Origin of the sequence: Paenibacillus sp. IHB B 3415, assembly GCF_000802655.2 — a bacterium.
GTDB classification, from domain to species: Bacteria; Bacillota; Bacilli; order Paenibacillales; family Paenibacillaceae; genus Paenibacillus_AQ; species Paenibacillus_AQ phytohabitans.
In genome coordinates, this window is record NZ_JUEI01000037.1 from 1 (window position 1) to 23,978 (window position 23,978).

A 23,978-nucleotide genomic window follows, 5' to 3' on the forward strand; every position below is an offset into this window, starting at 1 on the left:
GAGTTATCCACATTTTTTTGCATTGTATAATTTCCTAAACAACAAAAAAGTCGCTGGCGCTTCCCTGCCAACGACTCCTTTACTATTTTCGTTTAAAGTTCTTAGCCCATTGGAAAGTCATTTCTTGAAAACTCACCTGTTTACGCCAAGTCTTATGGGTAGTTTCCCACTCATTAACTGCCTGTTTGTACGGTGTGTAGAACCACCAATCACTGATATCCCAAGAAGAAAAAATCTTTCTATAGGATTTTCCAAATGAAATGTCATGAGGATATCTTCGTACAGCCTTGCTTGCCTGCCGCTTGATCCAACGACTTGCCTGCTCTTTACATACGGGTGTTTTCTTAATGCTTCTACTCAAATCAGCTCTAACCTCCTCAGGGAAGCTAGAGTCCGTCCAGTAATTTCATTGATTCACCCCTTATTTTTCCTTGATCAAACCATAAACCGATTAAATCACTGAAGCAACCATCTTTATGCCATATAAGCTGGGAACTGCTCAATGAAATCAAAATCATTCGCAGTCCCGGAAAGGGTGATATCAATTCCGTTATTGTCGTCGATCTTGGCCACCAGGAGATCCATCTCATCATGAATGTGCACGCCGCTAATCATCACCCGTTCTACATTGCCAGTTTGCATGTCCTCGAGAGAGCCGGTAATTCGGTCCAAGAACATGGTCTTGCCCGCCTTGAAGTCGGCCAGAAGGCGGTAACGAAGCGCCGATTCAAGCTTCGACATCACCAGTTTCACGGTGATCTCATATCCTACGATCTGCTTCGTCTTGGACATCTTCCGCGCGCGGATAATATCCAGTGTTTCCGGCTTCAGGATCACCTCTACTTCTTTAATGGTCTGAATCGAATCCCCATTATCATCCTGAACCGATAAATTACGGCCAATCAGCTCGCGTTCCATGGATTACGCCACCTCCCAATCAATATTAAAGATTTCAATCGCATCCAATGGCTTCGCCGACAAAGAGAAGTATGCGTAATCCGCGTCGCTTACCTTTGTAGGGTGCTCAGTAAAAGTGAATTCATCACCGATAGCCTTCTGTAGAGCCCGCACCTTCAAGTAACTGACGACCGCAGCGATGAACAGCCCCCGGCCGTCCTTGTCATTGTCCAGCTTGGCCTTATTGGCTTTACCGGCAGCGTAGATGTCGTTCAAGATCTGGTCGATTGTCATCGACACGCGGATTTTTCCGAAGTCCTCCCGCTCCCCAGCTCCCAGGGTGGTCAGGGTATTCACTGCAGATTCAATAATATAGTCGTAACCGTCCCGAGTCGCCATCAGTGTACCTTCAGCCAGACCTTTAAGCACTTCGCTATGGCTCCAGTCCACCTTCGCTTCAGTCATAGGCACCTTCACTCCAGTGAAGGACTTATTTGCAGGCGTACCCGCCACCAAGCCGGCCACCCAAGCCGCCCACTGAAGGGAACCATAGCTCTTACCGTTGGTGTGCTCACCTGCCAAAGAGCAGTTAATGATAAAGCGGGCGTTTGCTGCGCGGCTGCGGGTATTGTGGATCTCAATATCGTCGTCTGCAGAAGCGGCACCAGCAATGACCAGCTGCGCCAGCTTGCGGGCCTTACTGCGCCGATCCAGCAGCCACTGCTTGGCAGCAGCCTGCACCGCCGCCTCAGAGGATGGCAGATAGACCACATCAAACACCAAGCCATCGATTCGGTTAAATATGCCGCTCCAGTTCGTAGCCGTGATAGCTGCAGTACCAGTAACCCCGCCGGACAGCTTCGTATAGGCTACATCTGCCCAGGCTGTTGATCCGGTATTTTTAAAACGGACCATGTTAGACTTTTTCAGCAATTCCACAGCTTCCGCTTTATCAGCTACCAGGAAGGTCTCGGTATCATAAATCCCTTTCACGTCCCGGATCAAGATCTCTTTCTTCGCAGCGTCCACCAGGCTGGCCCGAATCATATATTCAAAATCATTGCCTCGCGTCCCAGGGTAACGGGCTTCAATGGTGTAGGTGCTGGCGACTGCAACGGACGCAGCTACCTCACTGCCGTTGGTGACGCGGTACCCAACCACGGTCGCTCCATTCTCGGCTGCCAACTCCAGCTCATCTACCAGCAGCCCGCTCTCCTTAAACCGCTCTGACTGATCCGCCATATCCACCGCTTTGTTCGGCAGGCCCCACTCCGCTTGATACGGCACCAGCACACGACCGGATACCGACAGGACACGCGACTTCGCAATCGCCTGCAGCTCAACATATGCGCCGGGTCTACTCCGTTGTATCGACATTCACTCTCTCCTCCTTTGTTGTCAGGCCCAAGTAAGCCTCCACTTTCTGAATAACCTCCTGCTGCGATAGCAGGGCATCATCCGGGCAATCAAAAAGAGCGCCGGCAATTTCAAAGCGTTCCCGCTTCAAAACCACTGCGCTCTCAATCCATTCCTGCTTTGTTCGCTTGTTAAGATCATTTGGAATAACAGGATCTGTAGGCTGGCGAATCTGTTTTTTAATGTTCATACTTAAGTTCTCCTCCCTTTTTCTGACCAAAAGAAAAACCACCCTCTCCCTGGCGGTTAATTTTAAAACATCCTTCCTTAAGAGCGGTGTATTAGAAAAAGTAGCTATTACAGTCGTCTAAAGGATTCACTTACTTAGGTACGAATTCTAAACAAAATTTATATTCCTTGAGTTTTAGCTCTCGGAATTGACTAATACCTCACCTTATTCTGGTTTTAGATCCTTTTGTTTTTTTCTGTAATTTGTAAAATAATCATTAGCTTCTTTAGAATCAAACTTTAATCTCAACATTTTCCGAATAAGGCCACAGTGTGTGTAAAATACGCCCTTAGCAACGCGCTCTGCTATTGTTCTATGAGTGTCTGCTCCATCCAATATAGCTTTCACTGCTTTTCTTTCTTCTTGCAGGACTCCTTCCATCATTTCGGGAATAAATGACTCTAAATCTTTAATAGTTCGAATCCCAAAATGGAAAAGATCGTCCAATAATCGTCCGTAATCCTCACCGTTAATTTCAATATTTTCTTCAGGTAAGCTTTGAGTAAGTACGTTTCTTAGGATATCCAGATTTAACTCTGTGTCTTTCTCATATTCAATTATTTCTATAGATTCAGTGTTGTATTGAGATCTTTCTAACAAAAGTCTTTCAAACTCTAAGTCGACCAATTCTAATATTGCTGCAGTTCTGTTTATAGACCGTTTTAATGGCTGAGGAACATGGGCTTCTCGCTTGTACTGAAGAATATGAGAAGCAGTGGCCCAAATATGTTGAGAAGTAGTACGAACCTGAATTTCAACCGTCAAACCGCTGTACCTACTAAGAGAAGGGAGTTTCAACCAATCTTCATTCAAAGAAATTTCAAAATGACTAGATCCATATCCAAATTGGGTATGATCTAGCCTTTCTTCTACATTTTCCATTCTTAAGACGTTAAAATTTTCTTGAATAGTACTACAAATAATAGGAATATCACGCTTGAACACAGAAATAATTCGGACTCCCGCAATATCATTGATTTCATGGATACATTTAGGATTAATACTATATCTTTGACATTTATCCACAACGGATTCCCACTTTTTTACTCTCGAAGTAATAGGAGTTGACAGCTCAACTTTTTGCTTATCAAGCAGTACATTTAATTGATCTTTAAGCTCCTCAACGAACAAATCATATAATCCACGGTTTTCTTGATAACTCTTATAAAGTTCATCTAATTCCATCAGGCTCCTCCAGATAATGTGTCCTATAACTACTATTATAGGATACAGGTCCTCAATTGGCTATAAATGGAACCTAATTTAAAACAGTCTTCAATAAATTACGATAACCGAAAAATACGTTCAGCTTTGCTCAATAAAAAAGTCATTGACCTTTTCTACTGGACTTCCGTCACCGTTCACAAGTGTCTTTGGAACATGCAGAAGGTATGAATACCGAAAAGTGACTTCTATACGGTCATTTAAAGGCCGTGTACGTGGAGCCTCGATCACCATCATAATACCGAAGCGCTGCGAAGCCACGCAGAAGCGCTGCTGACGAAGGTACAGGAAGAAGGGAAATAAGTCCAAAGGGACCGGCTCTCCTGCGTCCTCTGCCCCACTACGTTCAGCGTCATAATGAAAGACCAGGCCCACATCCTCAATGATCCGGTCTGCCCGCGGCGTGTGCGCTTTATCGGAGACAAGGTCCGTCTCGATGAACACGCTCGGACGATCAAACTGCCCCGCCAGCCAAAGTGAACGATCTCGAAGAATCGGCAGCTCCGGGTATATCCTCTGAACGAGTTCTGCCCAGGCTTTTAATCCCACATCCATCATGACAGCATCCTCCCCAGCTCCTTCTCCAGACGCTTCATTATTAATGCATTCATGCCGCCCTCCAGCTGTTGAACAGCAATATCAAAGTAATGCCTACCGATGAAATAACGAGGCTTGGCCATAAAACCAGTCTTCGCTCTAGGGTCGTAAACAAACGTTCCATTGGAAGCCCAGTAGCCCGGGACAAAATGAGCCTTATGAATGGTGTACCCGTCATTCAGCAGCCTTGGATGCCCGCGCTTACCGGGATCACTGCTGCTTGTCCCCAAATTCGACCCGACCTCCAGGGTTATGCTGTTCCGGTCGACGTCCCATTCCCAGACGTTACCGTCCGCTTCGCGGGTAAATGAATTCCACATGGTACCGGTATCAATGAGGTCCTGCTTATCGATTTCATCGATGATAAGATTCAGCAGCGTCTCGCCAACAGCCTCCGCGATATTCCGGAGGATTTGATTCACACCATCGTCGCTAAGATTCTTGAATTTTTTCGCCAGACCATCAAAATCATGCATGTTCACTGCCCTTCACCTCGCAAGTCACCAACAGCTCCCGCCAGTAACGACGTAGGTTAGAGTCAATCACCAGATACCGGCGTCCGAACAGCAAAACTTCGTCACTGATTCGAACGTCCGCTGCCTTTGGAACCCCGATTGTCTTTTTGACAATGTATATGACAGGAGTGGACTCTGCCTTGGCCTCAGTCTGCGTCTTCACAACGAAACACTTCAAATCCGCGACCTTTCCTGCCTTCCGATCGCTGAACAGGTTGTCCGCATCCTGCTGGCGGCCAACCCGGTAAACCGCCAGCGGGGTATTCATGCGGTGATTCATAGCAAATAAGCCGTGATGTTCCCGTCATCCGGCCCGGACTGCTGCTTTTTGACCCACAGGAAGAGAATAGAATCCACATCGGCATTTCCCGTAGTTTTCCCTTCTACTGCCTGCCGGGTGTAGGTCCAGGCACCGTCACTTTCCGCTGAATAGCCACGGGCGACGGAAGCAAGGTATTCTTCGCTGTCCTGCAGAGCCAGAGACTCCGCCAGCTTCACCCAAGCCAGCATGAGCTGCTTGTCTGCCACAATTGGGAAAGGTACGGGCAGATACAGCTCGATCCGGGTCTGTGCATCATCGATGTACTGCTCAAGCTGAGTGTCCTCCGCCTCCTGCACGGCGCTGACACGGCTACGGCCCTTAAGGAGTGTCGTTGTCAGCATCCGGCACACCGCCGCCTTCCAGCGCCTTCAGGGCAGCGATCAGCTCCGGCTTCTTCAGGTCCGCAAAACCTTCAATGTTTGCTTTCTTCGCCTTGTCCTTCAGTTGGACAACCGTCAGATCCTCCAGCGGAATAATCTTCTCCGCCTTCACCTCAAAATCAGGATGATCATGCAGTTTTTCCAGCACATCTGAATCTTCCACCAGTACTGGCTTAGCCGGCTCAAATCGGATACTATACAGCCGGAGGGAGGCATTGTTTCCCCGGTAGGTTACGTATGACATCAGAATTCCACCCCTTCCACGTAGGCCACTGCTTGCGGCTCTTCAAAGATGGCATCGAAATCGGAATGAATCGCGTAGAAGCGCTTATCAGTCCAGATCGCTTCCTTGCCCTCAGTCGTTTTTCTAATTTGCATATCATAGGTGTGGACCATGGCGAAGTTAGGTTGGTATGTGAAAAGAATGTCTCCTTCCGGCATGCTCCAGACATCTTCCACATCGTAGGCATTGACCTTCTTGACACCGCCTGTGATTTGCAATTGAATGGACGCACTCGTGTCCTTCTCTGCCAATTTTTGCAGTCGTTTACTGAACGTGTTCGGGTGCATGAAATATTTAAATACACCCGCGGCACGATGCCGGGTGGGGATTGCGCGCTCTAATTCGAACAGGACGCCCGTTTTCTCAGGGGCTGACAATGTTGCCCAGTCCAAATAATGCCCGGTAGTACGTCCCTTCTTCAGCCACCCATCATTGATACTCAAAAAATCATAATCTGGATCTGAATTCGGTGTAGCAGTATCGCCATTAAAACCAATATCCTGCATGTTTTCCCCGTAATTTTTGGCCATCGCACGCATAATAATTTCTTCAGCGTTCTGACCACGAACCCGCTGCGTTTGCCGAATGAATTCTTCCGTAATATCGAACGGAACGATTACAGGTACTACCGCATATGGAATCTGCGGAAAGGTGAGCCCTGGCGTATTGGTCGCCATGACGTTCTCTTTTTTACCGCGCATATTCCGGCCTCGCACACCGATTTTGTCGATGGTGCCTTTAGAACTCTTCCGGTTCTCATGACGGATGCCTTTCAAGAAGCCGTTAGCTTCATACGCCATGTCGGTGAAGGCTTCGACTTCCTCATAGTTCAAGGCATTTTGGTCCATCGTGGTTACAATGGTGGATTTCTGAATGCTAGATCTGGTGATAATACCGTTTGTTTTCATAGTATGCATTCCTCCTTCGATTACAGGAAGCGTCCGAAACTAACGGCGCCTTCTGATTTGCTAATTTCTTCTTCATCACCTTGTGCGGAAGCACCGCGGCTATTCTTCACCAGTTGCACATCTGCTGCCAGTGTTTGCATCTGCTCACTCAGCGGTGCCAAAGCCTTGGCAATGGCATCGGTGATTGCAGTCTCTTCCGCGGTCGCAGCCGGAGCAGCAGCAGCTGCAGGTTGGTCACCTTCAACGCCTTCCTCTTTCTTCAGCTCCGCAATCTCTGCTGTCAGGCCTTCCACCTGCTTGGCGATCGGAGCCAGTGCGGCCGTTACAGCCTTGGCAATATCTTCAGCTTTCAAATCGTCTTCCTCCTCAGACTCTTGTTCTACAGGAGCCGTTTTATTTTTCAGTTCAGTCAGCGCTGCAATCGCATCGTCGACGTGTTTCAGGTTGCCGGCTGAAATCTTCTTGCCAGCCTTCGTGATCTGCTCCGGAGGCGTGCCAATGGCTTTTACAATATCCTCCTTGGTCAGCACATCCTCAGCAATATCAACAAAGTCCTGCAGGGCCTCCCGGATGGTCTCCGGATCGGTTTCCAGACCACTTTGCCAAGTTTCCCAATTAAAAAGAACCGAGTTGAGGGCATCCTGCGCCGCCCAAAATTCTCGGTTCTTCCGGTTCTTATGGTATTTGTCAGCGACAGCGCCTTTCTCAATCAGGCCCAGCGCTTTGGCGATTCGGTTCAAAATTCCCTTGGATACCTCCTCTTCCTCTTCGATTTCTTCCCGCTTCCCGACGCCCCACATGGAGAAGCCGGTGATCTCGCCTTTCTTGATGGCTTCCCACGTGTCGTCGTCCGTCACTTTTACGGCTGCCACCCAGGAGCCCTTCACGATCTGCTGATCACCGAGCATCATGTCGCAGGGAGCAATGTAGGACTCGATGACAAATCCCTTATCAGCTTCGAGGTCGTGCTGCTTATCAATGTTGTAGGTGTGCTTCTTCTCCATGAAGAGATGAGCCGCCTTCTCGATCTCGACTTCGTCCATTTGATCGTCATGAGCGTCTGCCACATCCGGCTGATACACTACGCCTTTGACAATTCGCTTGTCATCGTCAATTTTGGCAATCTGGACCTGTTTCTGAATGGCATTCTTTCCGGCAACCTTGATGATGGCAAATGGCACGCCGTTCGCTCCTTTGTCTACCAGGGAGATGTGCGTGATCTTTGCGTCTTTCAGTTTAAAGGTCATATTCTGTTCTCACCTCCTTTCACTATTTGGATATTTGTGGTATAAATATATCAATGTATGTTGAGGCCAGCGGTTGCGCTGGGGTTGGGATTGCCTATTATTCCAGTAATAGCAATACTATCACTCGTCTCTCTGATTACGCATTTTGCTAATAAACGATTAATGCGTAAAAGTAATGTCAATAAAGAGGAGAAGATGCCCATGAAACATCAGGTTACAGAAGGTATGAAGGACCTTGCCACCTCAGCACTTGAGGTTGGTTCCGGATTCAGTTCAAATCTGGCAGTAGGTATCATCCTGACCTGAGCATACATTAAGCACTACGCTAAACAGCGTGGTGCTTTTTGTTTACCCATCAATCCATCACCGACTGCATTGTGCAGCGGCAGCGGATAATCTCCTCAGCTCGTCCCGAAGGATCTCCCGGAAACATCAGCTTACTCTTACCGACAACAAAAGGCTTATCCAGCGGTTGCACTTGGCCGTTAGCTTTACGATGTGACTTCCGGGTGCGGTCACCCTTGGAAGAACGCCATTTCTTACCGTTGACCACCTCGGACTGCTTCCAGCCCTCCAGTTTGCCGCCATTGGCAGCCGCCGTGCTCATGGTTCGGGAAACGGTAATAGCCCGCTCCATATTGAAAGGTCCGGCATCACCCTTGGCAGCCGCAGCACTGATCTCACGGACCAGCAACGCCCGCTCGGAAGGTGTCTTCCCCTCCTTGATGGCTTTCTGGAAGGAACGGGTCATGACATCCGCGCTGGTGCCGTTCATATCCGGAACAAGTTTCTGCAGGTTCTTCGCAAAACGGGATGCAGCCTTGTTCTTGGTGGACCAGGTCTTGTCGTTGTTCAGCACTGTCAGCTCAGATTCGCCTGCCAGGTGATACAGCGGTGTGAAGGCGTCGTATACCGCTTGCTCAAACTTGACTGTAAAGAGGTCCCCGCTCTGAACCGACAGCAAGACCTTCCCCAGCTCCCCAATATCAATCAGCAATTCCTCGCTCAGTTTCTCAATGGCATCATGCAGGGCCTTCCCCTGCAGCTCAAGGATCTCGACTATCCGGGTTTCACCCTGCTTGTACAGCTCCTCCAAAACGGCCCGCTCCGCATGCGTCAGTTCCAGGCTGTCCAGAAATTCAGTGTCGTCTGCTTTGGCAATGAGCTCCCAGCATTCCTTACACATGGCTCGCGGTCTCCTCATGGCTCTGCCGCAGCAGACGTTTGGCAATAGTGGCCACACGTTCCTGCAGATCGTTCACATCGGAGTCAGACTCAGGCACGGTTATAGCCGGCTGGCTGTTCACAAGCTGTGCAATCGGTGTATCCAGGTATTCGGTGCTGTACTTGGATTCATCAATGGTAGTATCCAGCACTTCCTCAGCGATCGGAATCAAATCCCGGACCAGCATAATACCGTTGTCTGCAATAAAGTCCAGTAATGCCTTCCGGTCTTCGGGGTCAATGATGCGCGGCCCGCGCAGGGTCGCCCGCACGCGGAAGATGCCCATGGCCGGGAATAACCGTTTATAGAATATCTCATCCATAATCCACTTACGGTAAGGCTCAAAGACCTGCTCCTCCGCAAACCGCAACGCGGCCTGCGCCGTGGCGCGGTTGTAATCGGAGCTCTGGCCAACCAGGATCGGCGGCAACCGGAACGATGATAGGATGTCGGCCTTCTTGTCCTTCCCATATTCAAGGAACAAGGCGTCCTGCTGGAGCAGATCATTCAGCTTGTCCAGCTTGATGGCCACCTTCTCGACTTTCTCATCCAAGGGTCCACCGGTCTCCTCCCCGATCGCTTCCAGGTAGAGAATGCCTCCCTGCGACTGCGCTCCCTTAACATTCCGAAGCAGCTCCATGGATTGCTTGGTGAGCCGGCCATTGGTCACGGTCAGCAGCATGGACAGCATGCGTCCATTGGAGAAATAGGAAACGTTCAGCTCCTCAGCCTCTCGGCTGCCGACCACGCCCGGCGTATTCCCAAACCAACGGGGTTCACCATATGGACCGTCGTTGCCCAGCTTCAAGGGGATAATCTGATTACCTTGACCTTCTGTTCCGAACGACCGGAACCATACCACTGACTGCCCGCGTTTCATAGCATACTTCAGGGAGAAAATATCCTGAGAAAACTCCTCGACCTTCTTCGAAGACCGAATCAGCCGCTTACGCTTAATCGTCACCTTATCCGTCTCCCGGGTGCAACGAACGAACTTCGGATTGATACGGTAGAGTGTCGGGAACTCGCTACCAGCAGGCCAGGCAACCTCAACATTCGCATTCCCGCTGCTCTCAATGTCCTCAATTAAAGAGCTGATGATTTCATCCGGAGTATCTTCCAGATTACAAGTTTCAAAAAATTTATCAGCCCGATTCCACTCCTCCAGTGCCGTCTGATCACTCTCCCCCGGAATGTACTCCAAAGCAATGCCGTAACCGGCGATGTTCCGTTTATATGCCTCGATACACTGTGGGATAATGTTGCTGTTCTTGACCAGCAGCTTGCAAGAAGCAGGGTCGTTGCCAGGAGGGAATGGCAGCAGCCCATGTGGTCATAGAGGTTTTCGAAGCTATCCGGTAGCTGTGCGCTGGAAGGGATGTGCCGGTCTTCTGCTTTTGATATCTGAAACCACTGTGCTTCTCCACTCATGTGTTACACCCACCCCACATTTTCATCTGACCGCTCCTCTCTGTCCTTTTTCCGCTGCTTCACACGCTGCAGCAGATAATCTGTATGGATGCCGTACCGGCGTGCGTCACAGGTATGGTCATTCTGCTTAATGGGCTTGTCCTCGCCGCGCTTGGCTGCTTTTTCATCCCACACGTAAGACACCAACTCCTGAAGAGAATTGGTGTTATCGGCACAGATATACAATTCATTGCGCTGGAACCGGTTGGACACGGTCTGAATGCCATCCAGCACCGTATTCACAGCAGCCCGGATGTTGGCAATACCCCGCTTCTGCAACTCAATAATAAAAGCCTTTGCTGACGGGTCAATGAAGATTGCATACTCATCGCCGTCGAGAAAGGCTTCCAGATCATCCGCGTATTCACCATTCGTTTTCTCACCTTTATGCCGGATATTGTGGTAATACTCGTCCAGCTCATAATAGATGTTCCCGCGGACTCCGTATTTCAGGAACGCTGTCGGGTTATTAGCTCCGTAGTCGATACAAATGAACTTACGGTCAAACTTGGCCGGGAACCATTCCCGTACCTTTTTATGGACCGCATCATCGAACTTGGAGAAGATCACTCCCTCGGCCATAACCCAAAGCCCCAGGATGTACCGCTGATAGAAAATCCCGCTGTACATTCGCCGGTACCGCTCACGCACCCGCTCGGAGAGTGATAGGTTATCCTCCATTGTGAAATGCAGGTGCAGCGCGTGCTTCTTCTGAAGCTGATCGAGCCATTCCATCTTGAACCAATGATACGGGCCAGCGGGGTTGCAGTTAAACCACAGCTTAGCACCATCCACCGAACAACGGGCGGTCGCTTGGTCTACGAAGGACTTCGGCATAAGTGCCACTTCATCAAAGAACATGCCGGCCAGCGTGATCCCGGCGATCAGATCCTGCAAGCTTTCATCTCTCCCACCAAACAAGAAAAACCGGTTGCTGATTAGCCCCCGGGTAACGGTCAGTACATTTTCAGATCGGTTATCGTGAACATGATATCCGCGGCTCGCCAGCATGCGCTTCAGCGGCCCGATGACGTTACGCCGGAGCGCGCCGATGGTCTTACCCGACATACCGAATTGCTCACCGCGGAAGGTATCCATCGCCCAGGCAATGAAAGAGAAAGACATGCAGACCGTCTTGCCAGCACGCACAGAACCGTCACATATAATTGCATCCTTATCACGATGAGGGCTATCTGGCGTCCACCATGTCAGAACTTTAAGCTGCTTCTGCGAAAAAGGCGACCACTTGAATGCGGGTGGCTTGAATTTAAGCTTCGCCATCGTCACTCCACACTCCCGCCGCCATACCCTTCAACGCATCGATAAAGCCATCATCCTCGAAGTCTTCCTTACCTCCACCACCGCGCAGCATCTGCAGCTCATACTCCATGGTTTCAATACGGATACGTTTCTCGTCGTCGGTCAGCCGGTTCTTCAGCTCAATGGCTCTTATCTTCTTATCCTGAATGCGGGTCAGGGCTTCCTCCAGCTTCACAATATCGTCCAGCTTGCGGAAGCCCTTCTCCTCAATCTTAGATTCCATCATTTCATTCCGACTATGCGGGATCTTTTTCGTAATGCCGGTCTTCTCATCGTGAATTGTAGCAACTTCCTTGATAGCCTTCAGCTCATATAAGACGTTGCGCTCAGTTTCAGACAGCACGTCCATCAGTGACTTGATCCGCTGCATCATACGGCGCTCCCGGATTGTCAGAAGGTAAAGAGATTCATTAGCCTGGATGATCGGATCAGTGTCCACCTGATCGATGAGCTGCTGCTCAGTTTCGGTTAGAGTATCCAGCCAAATGGTTTCATGCTCACCGGTGGTGACGGCCTTCTTGTTGCCAATTGGCCCGCCAGCCCCGCCGCTGTTCCCCTTCGCGTTTTGATTGCCCGGGGGAGCGCCGCCACGATTCCCGACAGCGTTCTTGTTCCCTTTGGGAGCGCCGCGAAGTGGAGCGCTCCCTTTCACTTCAATTGGAGCGCTCCCTTTGAATTCGGGCAGAACGCTCCCTTTGAGCTCATCTTCCCAACTGTCCATCGTCTTCCACTTTCGGACTTTGCTGTCTGGAATAGAAAAAGCAGCGGCGATGTTCTTAAGCTTAATCGTCCCGCCACTCTCCAGCCACACCTGTTTTGCCTTGTCCCGCTCGGGACTACGTTCTCTGGCCATGCTACATGTCACCACCCCCGAAACTAGCTTTAAGTATTTCTTATAATAATACCGATAATAATTTCAAATATTTTTAAAAGAGAGGAAAATTACTATGATTAAATTTGTGGAATGGTTTTTTTACAGTTCAGTGACCTTTGCCTTTATATATACGAGTTATGACCAAGTCAAATTTCATTCTTATTTAAAAAAACGGTTCCCTAGAAGTACCTCTTTCCGAAAAGCTATGGGAGCAAAGGTTTCTGAACTCATTGACATTTATAATTCATATACAAGTGAGGATCTTATAAGAGTTGAAGCAGAGCTTAACGGAATGAAAGGCGAAACAACAGCTTTCGATAAAATTTCTGATATTGCACTTAAAACAATTATTGGTGCTTCTATTACCTTTTTTGCTGCTATTACTTCAACAAGCACTGGACTTATTAACCTCGTAAAAGACAAAATTCCAGAGGAAATGCTTATAGAACAAATTCAGAATACAGTGAACCAATTTTCTAAAGTTACAGACGGTTATGGGGTCATATTTATAGTAGCAATTTCTATTTTTTGTTTTGGAGCAATATATTACATGTCAATTGCAGAGAAACAGAGATTCCTCAGAATACACTTTCTTGCAATAGAAGCCGTAAAGAAAATTCAAAACCATACCTAAATATCATCCTTCTGCAGCTCAATATCAATTTCAATCAGTTTCTTCAGATCGTCCACCGTCTTGATTTCAATCCGGCCGTCTTGAAAGTCCTTAACCCATTTGGCTATGCCAGCCTTAACGATCTTCCGGTATTGCGCCTTACTTTCGAGGATACCGGCCATGATTTCAATCTCATGTTGCAATAAAAGTTCATCTTTTGTTCCCATTGCGTTCCCCTCGGCTTCCGTGTATATTTGGAAACGAGACAGCGGATGTCTGGAAATGCCACGCGTGGCGCGCCGCTGTCTCAGCCGGGGGATACCCTGGGTGATCGGGAGGACGTTAGCGCGTCCTCCTTTTAATAAAAGCCGCCTCGTAATAAGACGGTTAAAAGAACTGAAGATTAAGAGCTAACTTTATACTCATGAACAACTCTCCACACATAGTTTGTATAAGTTTGCAATTCCTTTGCAATGTCCACTTGTCTCATTCCCGACTTGTGCATACGGATTATCTGTTCTTTCAAAGTCAATTTTTCATAAAGCATGAATCATCCCTCCAAGTTATTATTTATCAAGATTATAACTTGAAGTAAAAATCCCCGCTAGTAATCGACAGTTGTGATCAATTGTTGTGAGCAGGAATGAATTTTGCTAAATTCTCCGAATTAAGATAGGTGTGGCGCCTGTTTTTATCTCATAACGCTTCTTAATTACATCACAAAATACCGGGTCCAGCTCCATTGTCCTGCAGGAGCGGTCAAGCTGCTCACAGGTCATCATAGTGGATCCGCTACCGCCAAAGAAGTCAGCAATCGTGTCTCCGCGCCGGCTGCTGTTCTGGATCGGTATGGCCAGCAGCTCCAAAGGCTTCTGTGTTGGGTGAACATACTTGGTTACATCCCCCTTTGAAACTTCCCAGACTGTCTCCGGAAACGGTTCTTTAACCGGCAGACCAGCACGCCATGCTGTGGTCTGCTTGCGGTCACCATACCAGGCAGGAGCCTTACCATTCAAATGGGCATAAAAAACAGGTTCATGTTTTTGTTTGTACTGAGCCCACCCGAATGTTGCAATATTCTTCAGCCAAATACATACAATCCTTACCTGTAAACCCTCTTCAATCATTGTACTTTCAAACAACCGCTGGTAGCGAGAGGGATGAAATACATAAATAGCCGCAGTCTCTTCCATGACCACAGCATACCTTTGAAAGACGGCGTGCAAAAAGTTCGAGAATTCCTCCTCGGACATATCGTCGTTCATTATGCAACTGCGACCATCGGCCACCAAGCTGGCAGATTCGCTCTCCACTGCCACATTGTATGGCGGGTCCGTTACTACCAGATCCGCCTTGACTCCAGCCATTAGCCTGGAAACATCCTCAGCATTGGTAGCATCGCCACACATAAGGATATGCCGGCCGAGCTGCCATACATCACCGCGGCGCGTCTCAGGCTCTTTAATTTCGTCAAGAGCTGCCTGAACGTCGAAGTCATCTTCAACAACCGACTGATCCATCTTAATATCTGGTATGTCTATAAACTCTGCTATCAGCTCCCCAATCTCTTCGGGCTCAAATCCGGACAGCGCCAGATCCGCCCCCGCCTTCCTGTAGCTCATTCAGCAGCTGCGCCAGCGCTTCATCATCCCAGCGGCCTGATACTTTATTAAGCGCCAGATTCAGAAGCTTCTCACGCTCAGGATCAAGGTTTACTACTGACACAGCCAGCTCCGTGCAGCCCTGCTCATTGACCAGCACCTTGTAGCGCTGATGGCCACCGACCATGTTGCCGGTCTGCTCATTCCACACGATCGGGTCAACGTAACCGAATTCGTCCAGGCTGCGGCGAAGCTTTTCGTATTCTGGATCTCCATGTTGAAGGTCGACACGGGGGTTATAGACAGCTGCATTAAGCTGCTCAATTGGTACTATTCTGATGTCCATATAAGTGCTCCTTTCAAAAGAAAAAGCACCGGTTAGGGTGCTTAATCTTCATCTATGTAAGTATCTCTTACTGTACCAAGCTTTGTTTGACCTTTCACATTTTTCCCATCAGCATCAAGAACCTTTACATCAAACCCTGGATAAGATTGTTTAAACCTCTTCTTTTTCCATTCAGAAACAGTAGTGTCATTCTTAGCTTGCCTTTCATAGACATATTGAGGTATTCCATCTTTATCTCCTCTAATATCTTTACCACTTGCATGCTTAAAAGCTACTGCAAACCCCTCAATCTCCCAAATCCTTTTTTCCACATTTTTTATTTTAGGCATATTGAACCACTCTCCCTTCCAAATATCATACATGACCTTCCATAATCAGACAATATATGATAATGGTTAGGGAAGAACACCGCGAAATATTGCTCCTCCTTTGAGTTGAGTTGGTTTTTCATCTTGGGGTACTCAGAAACTCAGCAAGAGACGAAGAGAATCAGCACTCCTTGCTCTTTTCCACCTTTCACCGTATAAACACTCATATCAGTATTTAATGCTTGAGATGAGCTTACAGAATGATAGAAAAAGAATAAGAGAATTTTCTATTGAATAATTTCTGAAGTTGATGAGAAGTACTGTTTCATTGCATGATCAAGTTGACCCTTGCTATCAACACCATGTATTAAGATTTGCTTTAACAGAGATTGTCCATTTGTTTCTTTGAGCGATTTCAGTAATCCGCTTCTTACTAAAATCTCGATATTAGCTTTTCTAAAGCTACCATTTGAGTTTTCTTTTCTAATGATAATATCGAATGTTTTATTAATGTCACTAGTTTCTAAAGGCTCTCCATCAATAAGAATAAGATGCTTTAGATTTGAAGAAGAACGTGTCTGTAAATATTTTTGCAAATAATTAAAAGTTCGTGCCCCAAGATCTATCCACTCATGACCAATTAAATGTTTATCTCGTCGAAGATTTCTTATTCGATAATTAATTAAATCTATATCAGAAATCAAGAAATTTAGTATATGTTTTTGTTCAAATCCACAATCATAGGCTAATGACCATATCAATGGAGAGGCATATTCATAGATTGAATAGTCAATTTTATGCCCATTTACAAAATTGTATTGGATTTTATCACTAAACATGAAATCCACTTGATTCTGATCTATAAACTTTATATCATTTTTCTTTTTTTTAGCTGGTCTTATTTCCTCTAAGCTTTTATTAATTTTTAGATATTGCTCTTCATCCAATCGATTAGTTTTTCTCATGAAAGTCAATAGATGAGTAATTGCAGGATAAACAGTACCTCCTATTCGAATCTCAAATAACTCATTAATATAATCTGTTGAAAAAAAACTTCCAAATCCTTTAACCATACCTACTTTTTTAAAAAGGACATTATAAAAATAGACCTCAACGTCTCGATAATACCTTTCTTTCACGATCTCTTTAACAGAAGTCCCATCATTTAAATACGCTAGGTATTCTCCAAGAATAAGCTCGAGATTTTCAGATGTATTGAGTTCCAACATTAATAACCCCTCCTAAATATATATAGCAAATTCGACATTCAGGAAGGTTTTCCCTTCTGGCATTTTACTCTCGAACAAAACTGTGCTATTCCTTCCCAACGACCCCATATACAACCCTTACACTTAGCCGGCTGCCGAGGCGGATCCTTTAATCGCCGCTGCTTCTTCTAATTAATTCCCCCAATATAAAAAAGCCGCCCAAATTAATGAGCGACTTCGGAATATGTATTCAATTCAAACATGTTATGAGTCTGACCTAAAGATCGGCGTCCGCTCCGCATCCGCAGCAAATGCGCTGCGCTCTCTGCTTAAAATCTTTACGGACTTTGTAACAAAGGAGGACAAGACCATTTTACTGAGCCAGTGAAATGAGAGTCAAAAGCATTGACAATGAAAATACGGCTTGAGCACATCTATTCACATATCATACTATTTATTTCTCACTATTTCGCTTAAGCGCTCGTCTTAGCATTATTGGCTTTTTTAGCAGTGGCCATCTTCTCTCTCATTTGTAGAAGCATTTCGATAAGCTCTTCACGGCCGATGAGACGCACATTATTAGACTTTGCTAATTTGTAAGCCTGCTCAGTGTAATCCCTATTCGTTACAACCCAAGCAGCTGAAGCTCCATAATGTGAAACTGCCCCACGTACCTCTTGCACTGCCTTTAATCCAACATTCTTGCTATATCGCTTAGCCTGGACGACTATTCGCTTACCGTCTTTGGATAGGACCAGATCAGCACCGTAATCACCAGCTGCTTGTGTAACTTCAGCTTTGTACCCTTGAGATCGAAATAGGTGGCCAAGGTATTGTTCAAACTGAACGCCATCCATTTTATCGATCTCCGCAATACCGGACTTTCTCAAACGTTCAGCCCGTTTATTACTTATATACCTCATAATCGAAATTACAGCTGTAAGTCCCAGAATAACTCCAACTACACCACCATAAATTGATTTCGTTATGAGGAATCCTAGTCCAGCCATTGATAATGCTGCTAATCCCGCCAATGCTTCAAAAAACTCTTCCTCCTGCTTCGCCTTACTTTTTCTTCTTGCCATCTGTAACCTCCGCTATTAAAAAAGCTTAGCTTCTACAAAGTCTATCATGGTTGAACTTTTATAATCTTCTCCTATAGTTGTGAACTCAATTCTTAATTTAAGTACACCAGACATATCCAATTTGATTTCTTTTGGTAGATCTCCACCTAACATTTCAGATGAATAGTATATTTCGTTCCCATCCGCGATAAATTTAACTGTTCCTGGATTAGCACTATTTTTGGAATGATCATCAATACCAACATATCCAGTGAGCTTTTTATATTTACCATTTAAGTTGTATTCGATAGATCCGAGGCCGTTATTTGACATGAAAAACTGATTTTCCAAGCCGATACCGTGTAAATACTTATTATCAACAATACTAAATTCACCGCTATACGCTTTTGTTGGATCTCCAACCTCAACCCATTTGTTAAAATGGAATACAGCAGCATTTTTGTCTGTACGAGCATAAGAAATATCAGATAAGTATTTAAATGTCCCTTCTTTCTTTCCAACCCATGCCGTTTTGTTCTTCCCATCATAGGTAAAATCCTGGCCGGAATTTTTAGCAAAAGAATTTGCCGAGACGTACAATTGCCCATTATATATAATTGATTGTGACGATTGTTTCTCAACGCCATTGAACATGTACTTTACGTTTTCTAGTACAACATTTATTTTTACATTTGTTCCGGCAAACACTGTAGAACCTACTACCAATGAACCAATTGTAAGTCCAACCATTAATCCTTTAAGCTTATCCTTCATTATGTTTCTCTCCCATGAATCAGTATGTATTTCCTAAAACATGGATTCGACAAATAACACCTATTTCCTTCCAATACTGCGGTGAGATTTTTTAGCATCATCAAAAACGAAAAAGCGAGAGGATATACGCCCCGGTTAATGCCGCATCGCTGCAGCCGTGCGTATCACTCTCGCCTGATTTCCACAGTACAAATATATCATGCCCCAGACCTAATGAACGGCCATTGTGTGGTCAAATGTCGGTCAAAAAACGGCCAGACGATTTTAGAACAGGGTTGGTTCTAAATCTATTCTTTGCGAAATTGGACGATAGTCATCATCAACATAAAAAAATGATTGCGGTGCTGTGAAAGGAAAATCGAACTCCTTAGGATCAATCGGCTTTTCATATCGATCAATATCACCAATCTTTATAGCGTAGGCGTTTTCCTTATTATTGAAATATTCTTTAAAAAATCCATGAGTTATCCCCGAATAACGATTTGTTTTATTCCAAATACTCTCTGGGTCATCATTTAAAATACTATCAATACTGAACTCCCCTACAATCCTTCCTTCAGGCATAGTAGAATAAATGACCACTGTGTCTACCTTTTGTTTAAAAATAGTCTTTCGGTACTCGTAGCGCTTTTCCTCGCTAAAAATTTTCTCTACGAACTCCGGTTTAATCGATAATAATACTTTCACTTACTCCACCTTCTCTTAGAATATCGTCGAACTGTTCTTCCGTAATTGAAATAAAAGACCATCGTTGACTACGACTTAAACCAATTTCTTCTATTAATTTTCTTCTAATCAGCCTTTTACTAAGAGCCGCATTATAAGTCATCTTAATAGTATAACATCCGCCTTTATTATACCAATACCTTAAATCGTCTTTATCAAAAACGCTATAGGTACTTGCATATGAATAAAAACTGTCGAAATCCCCAAATTCATTCTGGCTTTTTACTTCCTCGACAACACAAACGGATGTTGCTACAGATGTATATTCAGCGGCTTGACCAGGCGTTGCTGTTCGATACATTACTAATACATCTCCTCGAGATGTCCTTTGAACTGGCATAGTTGTAACATAGATCTTATGAATGCTATTTGTAAATGTGATATCCTCCAAGATATCTACGTCCTCCGTATTAAGAATCGAATCGGGGAACATAATGGAATGATACTGAGGATATATAGCCAGTAGATATTTGTTTGTATCTTGTTTTTTGATAAGTGGATAGTCAAGAAGTATATCATTCGCTAAAACTTTTAAATCTTTAATTAATACCAACTCTACCCCATTGGGAGTATCCTTTGTTCCATATTCATAAAAACCATATCTTTTCATCAACATTATCAGGGGCAAGGTTTCTTGCTTATTAAAAATCGTGACATAACAAAACTCTGCATTATTAACGATTGCAAAATCCAATGCTTTTTTTATAAACCGTTCTCCAAGCTTTGTTCCATGTGGATTAATTTTAAATGTTCCAATTTTCAATGCTTGGTTACATTCCAACTGAGGGGATACATCAGTGATAGGTCCCTCTTCCATTTTTATATATAGGAAACCTTCTACATGATCTTCTTCATAGTAGAGATACGCCTCTGCATCCCGCTTCCTGTTAAACCAATCCTCAAACTCACTATAGTCATTCTTAAGAGAATCAAAAAAAGGATCATTCAAATCCACATTTCTAAACTTTTTTTTCGCCAAATAATCATCTTGTCTGCGTACTGTTCTTGTCATATTCATTCTCCTTTTGTAAATACATTTTTAAAGAGCCTAAAAGTTGTTCGTGATTCTGATCGGTAGAGTGTATGAGTAATGGGATTGAGTATTTTTCAGCAATTTCCCTTGCATACTCAATCTCAGAGTTTTGAAAATCACCTAAAAAATCAGCATCATAGTCAATTCCATCACGTTCTTTTAGCCTATCAGCAATAATGGGCACCTCTTCTATCTTAAGTAGAATGCACACTGGGTTTAACTTATCGAATGTCTCTTCGGGTAGTCGTTCGATGCCTTCTTCTTTATTGAGTAGGCAGAAGTGACCATCTAATAATATAGCGGGAAACTCCTCGGTATAATTATGTATCGCATCTATCAAAAATCCTTGATTTTCTTGTATTTGTTCTACTTTTTTAGAATTAGTAAATTCATAATCTTTCTGTTTAGATATTAGCTTGCTTGCAGAAAAACGAGGAACATCAAGCTCTATTGATAAACGATCGCAAAGATATGTTTTCCCCACACCATGAATCCCAGCTACAAAAACTATCTTCTGCACAAATATTCCTCCTTCTTTATTTCACCTCACCTTAATATTTCTACAGTAAATAACAATCACCTTCCAAAATATTCTTTTATTTTTAAAAAATCACCATAAAAAATAGGACTATCCAACTAAGATAGTCCTATTTTTCTATTATTTATCCTCTTACAGTACTTCTAATCCTAACGTACATGCCAATACGTAAATCCCCCTGGACTTCACCCTCCGATACTTCCGCTCACTCATCCCAAGTTCTCCGTACAATATCGAATCATACTCATCCTCATGGTCCAGGTAACGCCGCTGAATGATCTCCCGCTCTGCTTTCTTAAGCCGACCCATTGCCAGTTCTAACAGCTTCGACTGCCGCTCCAGCTCCAATTCCCTATCCGTATTCCATACCGCTATATTCTCCGTAGTCCGGCTGATCGCATTCGTCGATCCGTGGTACCGCGGCTCCGGGCTGGCCGTGAGCGCCGCCTGGCGCCGCACGAAGCCAATCTGCCGGTATACACGGACCGTTTCCAAATACTCCTCCACCCGGCGACGGGTCTCTGTTTCGTCGATCGGGAGGATGTCAAAAGCCAATTGGATTGCTAATTTGTCGCTTTTCCCCATGATAATCCCCTCACTCGTGGTATAATTCGAATGAAGGTACGAGATTGGACCCCCGTCCGGCCAAGGTAATGGGGGTCCTAATTCTGAATTGATATATTTTATTTCATCGTGTGTGATGATTTGTAGCAAAAGAAGAATAACACTACGACAATAGCCCATTTAGCGAAAATGAGGATAAAGTCATCTTTATCGACAGACGTGATGAATACATAGAGCAGCGAAAGGTCTTTTTCCATGAGCTTTGTCATGTCATCCGTCACTCCGGCGATCAACGCTGGATGCCACGGTTGTTTCGAGAAGCCCAAGAAAATGAAGCGAACCAATTTGCGCTTTATGCAATGATTCCATTCTTTATGCTTGAACAGATGCATTTGCCCCTGAACCGAAGTCAAGTGCTTAGCTTACTGGTCAGCGAATTCCACGTATATCTGGATTTTGCTAAATTACGCCTTAGTCAAATTGAAGATCGAATAACCGAATCTAAATTAATGTCGACCCTTACATATGCCAGCCACTCTCCGGCAAATCCTGTTTCAACCATTTATGACTCTCCGATGACAGGCCTCGATTACCTCCAGCAGCCTCGTATAAGTTCCTTGTATGGGTTAGATCTCTCCCGCCCGGAAGCCTTGGTCATCGAGCAACGTCATGGATTCATTTGGGATGAGCCTTTACTTCTCAATGTGGAGCGATCCTATAAGCTGCATGATTCGTCTTTCTATCGCTCTAGACAAGAGGCCCACCGTTCTCCCTGGTGATCTTTCGCTCCCTCCGAATCAGAGAGGGTACGTAAATATTAATTTGTCCCGTGTTGCCTGGCGTCACGGTCAGAGCGTGACACGGCTGATTCTGCCTTTGGAGGCGGTTGACGATGCTATTAATTTTTAATGTTTACTAATTCATAGAAACTGGAGCATAAATATTACATGAGTTGTCTTCACCTCGAATAATTCAAAAAGGAGCGACCCCATGGACAATCCAAAAAAACGATCATCTGCCCCCACTCCAAAGAAAGTGCCTGCCAATAACAAGCAGGGATCAAATGGCGTCTTGTCATTGAGGGACCGCCCGACCCTGTAACCGGCGAACGCACACAGATCCCCCGTGTGCGGGATACAATTAACGAAGTAAAAGCAGAATGCAAGGCAGAATACGATAGACGGGCTGCAGGCATTGATACCAAAAAGGCAAAGAAAACCACCTTTGCTGAGGCCGCTTCAAAATGGCGAAAAGAATATATTAAAACGATCAGTAAAGATGCTACCTTACAAAACAGAGACAAAGCGATTAAAATACTAACACGTTATATAGGAAAATCATCCATAGGCACTGTGACAAAAAAGCAATACCAGGGAGTTATTGATAAGATGGGAACGGTCGGATATCCAGTTAAAGATAAAGAGAACCCTGGTAAGTTTATTTATAAGCCGTATGCCATAAATACGATCAAGAGCACACATTCTGTAGCTGGCATGATTTTTGAATGGGCCATTAAAGAAGGGTTTAGAAAGGACGACCCAACTGAAGATGCTATAATCAAAGAAAAAGCATTAACCGTCGAGGAAATCGAGGGTGATGATTTAGAGGCATCATATTTAGAGCGGCATGAACTCGAAAGTTTTTTAAATGCAGTGATGAGTCATGGGTTTGAGCGTGATCTGGAGACATTCTATCTTTTGGCCTTCAGTGGATTAAGATCCGGAGAACTTTGTGAATTAAAGTGGTCAGATATCAATTTTGACACTACAATGCTCCGGGTAACCAAAACACTATATAGTCCTAAAAATAACATGAGAATTTACGAATTAACTCCTCCCAAGACAACAGGCTCTATACGGTCGTTTAATTTAGACCTTTCGATCATTAAATTACTCCAATCTTATCAAGAACAACAAATTAAAATCCACAATAGATACAAGGAACAGTTTGACGATCATCACACTAAGAACTTTGTGTTTTGCAGGCCTAATGGTTATCCGTTTCACCCGACTAATGTAATCGAACGAATGGAACGGATCTTAAAATACACAAATATAACAAAACATGCTACTCCTCACATTTTCCGGCACACCCACATCAGCATGCTTGCAGAGGCTGGAGTGGATATCGCCAATATTATGAAAAGGGTCGGACACGATGATCCAAAAACAACTACGAAGATCTATTTACATGTCACGAAGAAGATGAAGCAGGATGATGTAAATAAACTCAATATTCAATTCGGTGACCTGTTGAAAATGAATACATCCACACTCTTGTGATTTTCATGTGATTT

29 protein-coding genes and 1 pseudogene are annotated in these 23,978 nt (G+C 45.1%); 3 read left to right on the forward strand and 27 right to left on the reverse strand.

All coding sequences use genetic code 11. The features are described 5' to 3' along the window. Window positions 1-82 precede the first annotated feature (82 nt). The 16 genes from QW71_RS17200 to terS all read right to left on the reverse strand — a co-directional run bounded on the left by QW71_RS17200 (window position 83) and on the right by terS (window position 12,886). Window positions 83-361 (reverse strand): hypothetical protein, encoded by a 279-nt coding sequence (locus QW71_RS17200; protein WP_039300978.1) that lies wholly within the window; start codon window positions 359-361, stop codon window positions 83-85. 113 nt (window positions 362-474) lie between these two features. Further along, window positions 475-918: a phage tail tube protein gene (locus QW71_RS17205; RefSeq protein ID WP_039300981.1), complete on the reverse strand. Its 444-nt coding sequence runs from the start codon at window positions 916-918 to the stop codon at window positions 475-477. A 3-nt stretch (window positions 919-921) separates the two neighbouring features. After that, complete coding sequence (locus QW71_RS17210) at window positions 922-2,274, reverse strand: phage tail sheath subtilisin-like domain-containing protein (RefSeq protein ID WP_039300984.1); 1,353 nt, start codon at window positions 2,272-2,274, stop codon at window positions 922-924. Then, a complete protein-coding gene (locus QW71_RS17215) occupies window positions 2,255-2,503 on the reverse strand; it encodes a hypothetical protein (protein WP_039300987.1) in 249 nt (82 codons plus the stop codon). The genes QW71_RS17210 and QW71_RS17215 overlap by 20 nt, the downstream gene beginning before the upstream one ends. A 204-nt stretch (window positions 2,504-2,707) precedes the next feature. Then, complete coding sequence (locus QW71_RS17220) at window positions 2,708-3,727, reverse strand: GTP pyrophosphokinase family protein (protein WP_052770064.1); 1,020 nt, start codon at window positions 3,725-3,727, stop codon at window positions 2,708-2,710. 120 nt (window positions 3,728-3,847) lie between these two features. Next, on the reverse strand, window positions 3,848-4,324 hold the full coding sequence (locus tag QW71_RS17225; RefSeq protein ID WP_039300990.1) for a hypothetical protein: 477 nt from the start codon (window positions 4,322-4,324) through the stop codon (window positions 3,848-3,850). Further along, the gene (locus tag QW71_RS17230; protein ID WP_235441485.1) at window positions 4,321-4,839 is read right to left on the reverse strand and encodes an HK97 gp10 family phage protein; all 519 of its coding nucleotides are present in this window, start codon (window positions 4,837-4,839) and stop codon (window positions 4,321-4,323) included. Before QW71_RS17230 ends, QW71_RS17225 begins: the two co-directional genes overlap by 4 nt. After that, window positions 4,832-5,158, reverse strand: coding sequence for a hypothetical protein (locus QW71_RS17235; protein ID WP_039300997.1), 327 nt, complete (start codon window positions 5,156-5,158; stop codon window positions 4,832-4,834). Before QW71_RS17235 ends, QW71_RS17230 begins: the two co-directional genes overlap by 8 nt. Continuing rightward, window positions 5,155-5,541, reverse strand: a complete 387-nt coding sequence (locus QW71_RS17240; protein WP_039301000.1) for a hypothetical protein — start codon at window positions 5,539-5,541, stop codon at window positions 5,155-5,157. The genes QW71_RS17235 and QW71_RS17240 overlap by 4 nt, the downstream gene beginning before the upstream one ends. Continuing rightward, window positions 5,519-5,824, reverse strand: a complete 306-nt coding sequence (locus QW71_RS17245; protein WP_039301070.1) for a Rho termination factor N-terminal domain-containing protein — start codon at window positions 5,822-5,824, stop codon at window positions 5,519-5,521. Before QW71_RS17245 ends, QW71_RS17240 begins: the two co-directional genes overlap by 23 nt. Further along, window positions 5,824-6,771, reverse strand: a complete 948-nt coding sequence (locus tag QW71_RS17250) for a xkdg (RefSeq protein ID WP_039301002.1) — start codon at window positions 6,769-6,771, stop codon at window positions 5,824-5,826. The genes QW71_RS17245 and QW71_RS17250 overlap by 1 nt, the downstream gene beginning before the upstream one ends. Window positions 6,772-6,791: 20 nt before the next feature. Beyond that, the gene (locus QW71_RS17255) at window positions 6,792-8,018 is read right to left on the reverse strand and encodes an XkdF-like putative serine protease domain-containing protein (protein WP_039301005.1); all 1,227 of its coding nucleotides are present in this window, start codon (window positions 8,016-8,018) and stop codon (window positions 6,792-6,794) included. A 355-nt stretch (window positions 8,019-8,373) separates the two neighbouring features. After that, a complete protein-coding gene (locus QW71_RS17260) occupies window positions 8,374-9,204 on the reverse strand; it encodes a phage minor head protein (protein WP_039301007.1) in 831 nt (276 codons plus the stop codon). After that, a complete protein-coding gene (locus QW71_RS37150) occupies window positions 9,197-10,447 on the reverse strand; it encodes a phage portal protein (RefSeq protein ID WP_235441482.1) in 1,251 nt (416 codons plus the stop codon). Before QW71_RS37150 ends, QW71_RS17260 begins: the two co-directional genes overlap by 8 nt. Before the next feature lie 230 nt (window positions 10,448-10,677). Further along, on the reverse strand, window positions 10,678-11,994 hold the full coding sequence (locus tag QW71_RS17270; protein WP_047013820.1) for a PBSX family phage terminase large subunit: 1,317 nt from the start codon (window positions 11,992-11,994) through the stop codon (window positions 10,678-10,680). Then, window positions 11,981-12,886: a phage terminase small subunit gene (terS, locus tag QW71_RS17275; protein ID WP_047013821.1), complete on the reverse strand. Its 906-nt coding sequence runs from the start codon at window positions 12,884-12,886 to the stop codon at window positions 11,981-11,983. Before terS ends, QW71_RS17270 begins: the two co-directional genes overlap by 14 nt. 94 nt (window positions 12,887-12,980) lie before the next feature. Between terS and QW71_RS17280 the strand changes: the two genes are divergently transcribed. Further along, complete coding sequence (locus tag QW71_RS17280) at window positions 12,981-13,541, forward strand: hypothetical protein (RefSeq protein ID WP_039301010.1); 561 nt, start codon at window positions 12,981-12,983, stop codon at window positions 13,539-13,541. Here QW71_RS17280 and QW71_RS17285 read toward each other — a convergent pair. The 11 genes from QW71_RS17285 to QW71_RS17330 form a co-directional block, all read right to left on the reverse strand. After that, window positions 13,538-13,747: a hypothetical protein gene (locus tag QW71_RS17285; protein WP_039301013.1), complete on the reverse strand. Its 210-nt coding sequence runs from the start codon at window positions 13,745-13,747 to the stop codon at window positions 13,538-13,540. The two genes, QW71_RS17280 and QW71_RS17285, sit on opposite strands and share 4 nt — an antisense overlap. A 426-nt stretch (window positions 13,748-14,173) precedes the next feature. After that, entirely contained in the window at window positions 14,174-15,142 is a 969-nt protein-coding gene (locus QW71_RS37155) for a site-specific DNA-methyltransferase (RefSeq protein WP_306766048.1), read from the reverse strand. After that, window positions 15,096-15,467, reverse strand: coding sequence for a ParB N-terminal domain-containing protein (locus QW71_RS41995; RefSeq protein ID WP_306766049.1), 372 nt, complete (start codon window positions 15,465-15,467; stop codon window positions 15,096-15,098). Before QW71_RS41995 ends, QW71_RS37155 begins: the two co-directional genes overlap by 47 nt. A gap of 41 nt (window positions 15,468-15,508) precedes the next feature. Then, a complete protein-coding gene (locus tag QW71_RS40965) occupies window positions 15,509-15,796 on the reverse strand; it encodes a hypothetical protein (RefSeq protein ID WP_200905933.1) in 288 nt (95 codons plus the stop codon). A gap of 266 nt (window positions 15,797-16,062) precedes the next feature. Continuing rightward, a complete protein-coding gene (locus QW71_RS17300) occupies window positions 16,063-17,004 on the reverse strand; it encodes a hypothetical protein (RefSeq protein ID WP_039301015.1) in 942 nt (313 codons plus the stop codon). A gap of 452 nt (window positions 17,005-17,456) precedes the next feature. Then, the gene (locus QW71_RS17305) at window positions 17,457-18,068 is read right to left on the reverse strand and encodes a restriction endonuclease (RefSeq protein WP_047013822.1); all 612 of its coding nucleotides are present in this window, start codon (window positions 18,066-18,068) and stop codon (window positions 17,457-17,459) included. A 15-nt stretch (window positions 18,069-18,083) separates the two neighbouring features. Next, window positions 18,084-18,821 carry an NPCBM/NEW2 domain-containing protein gene (locus QW71_RS38065; protein ID WP_052770065.1) on the reverse strand — a complete coding sequence of 246 codons (738 nt, stop codon included), beginning with the start codon at window positions 18,819-18,821 and terminating at the stop codon, window positions 18,084-18,086. A gap of 264 nt (window positions 18,822-19,085) precedes the next feature. Beyond that, window positions 19,086-19,508, reverse strand: coding sequence for an ASCH domain-containing protein (locus tag QW71_RS17315; RefSeq protein WP_047013823.1), 423 nt, complete (start codon window positions 19,506-19,508; stop codon window positions 19,086-19,088). After that, window positions 19,486-20,559, reverse strand: coding sequence for a hypothetical protein (locus tag QW71_RS17320; RefSeq protein ID WP_039301017.1), 1,074 nt, complete (start codon window positions 20,557-20,559; stop codon window positions 19,486-19,488). Before QW71_RS17320 ends, QW71_RS17315 begins: the two co-directional genes overlap by 23 nt. After that, window positions 20,531-21,100 carry an ATP-binding protein gene (locus QW71_RS17325; RefSeq protein WP_039301020.1) on the reverse strand — a complete coding sequence of 190 codons (570 nt, stop codon included), beginning with the start codon at window positions 21,098-21,100 and terminating at the stop codon, window positions 20,531-20,533. Before QW71_RS17325 ends, QW71_RS17320 begins: the two co-directional genes overlap by 29 nt. Before the next feature lie 150 nt (window positions 21,101-21,250). After that, window positions 21,251-21,703 (reverse strand): ArpU family phage packaging/lysis transcriptional regulator, encoded by a 453-nt coding sequence (locus QW71_RS17330; protein WP_039301023.1) that lies wholly within the window; start codon window positions 21,701-21,703, stop codon window positions 21,251-21,253. A 170-nt stretch (window positions 21,704-21,873) separates the two neighbouring features. On the opposite strand from QW71_RS17330, the pseudogene QW71_RS39025 reads away from it, so the two are divergent. Continuing rightward, window positions 21,874-22,461 (forward strand): annotated as a pseudogene (locus tag QW71_RS39025) (ImmA/IrrE family metallo-endopeptidase); the annotation flags it as partial. Window positions 22,462-22,809: 348 nt separating this feature from the next. Next, on the forward strand, window positions 22,810-23,964 hold the full coding sequence (locus QW71_RS17340; RefSeq protein ID WP_235441483.1) for a site-specific integrase: 1,155 nt from the start codon (window positions 22,810-22,812) through the stop codon (window positions 23,962-23,964). Window positions 23,965-23,978 lie beyond the last annotated feature (14 nt).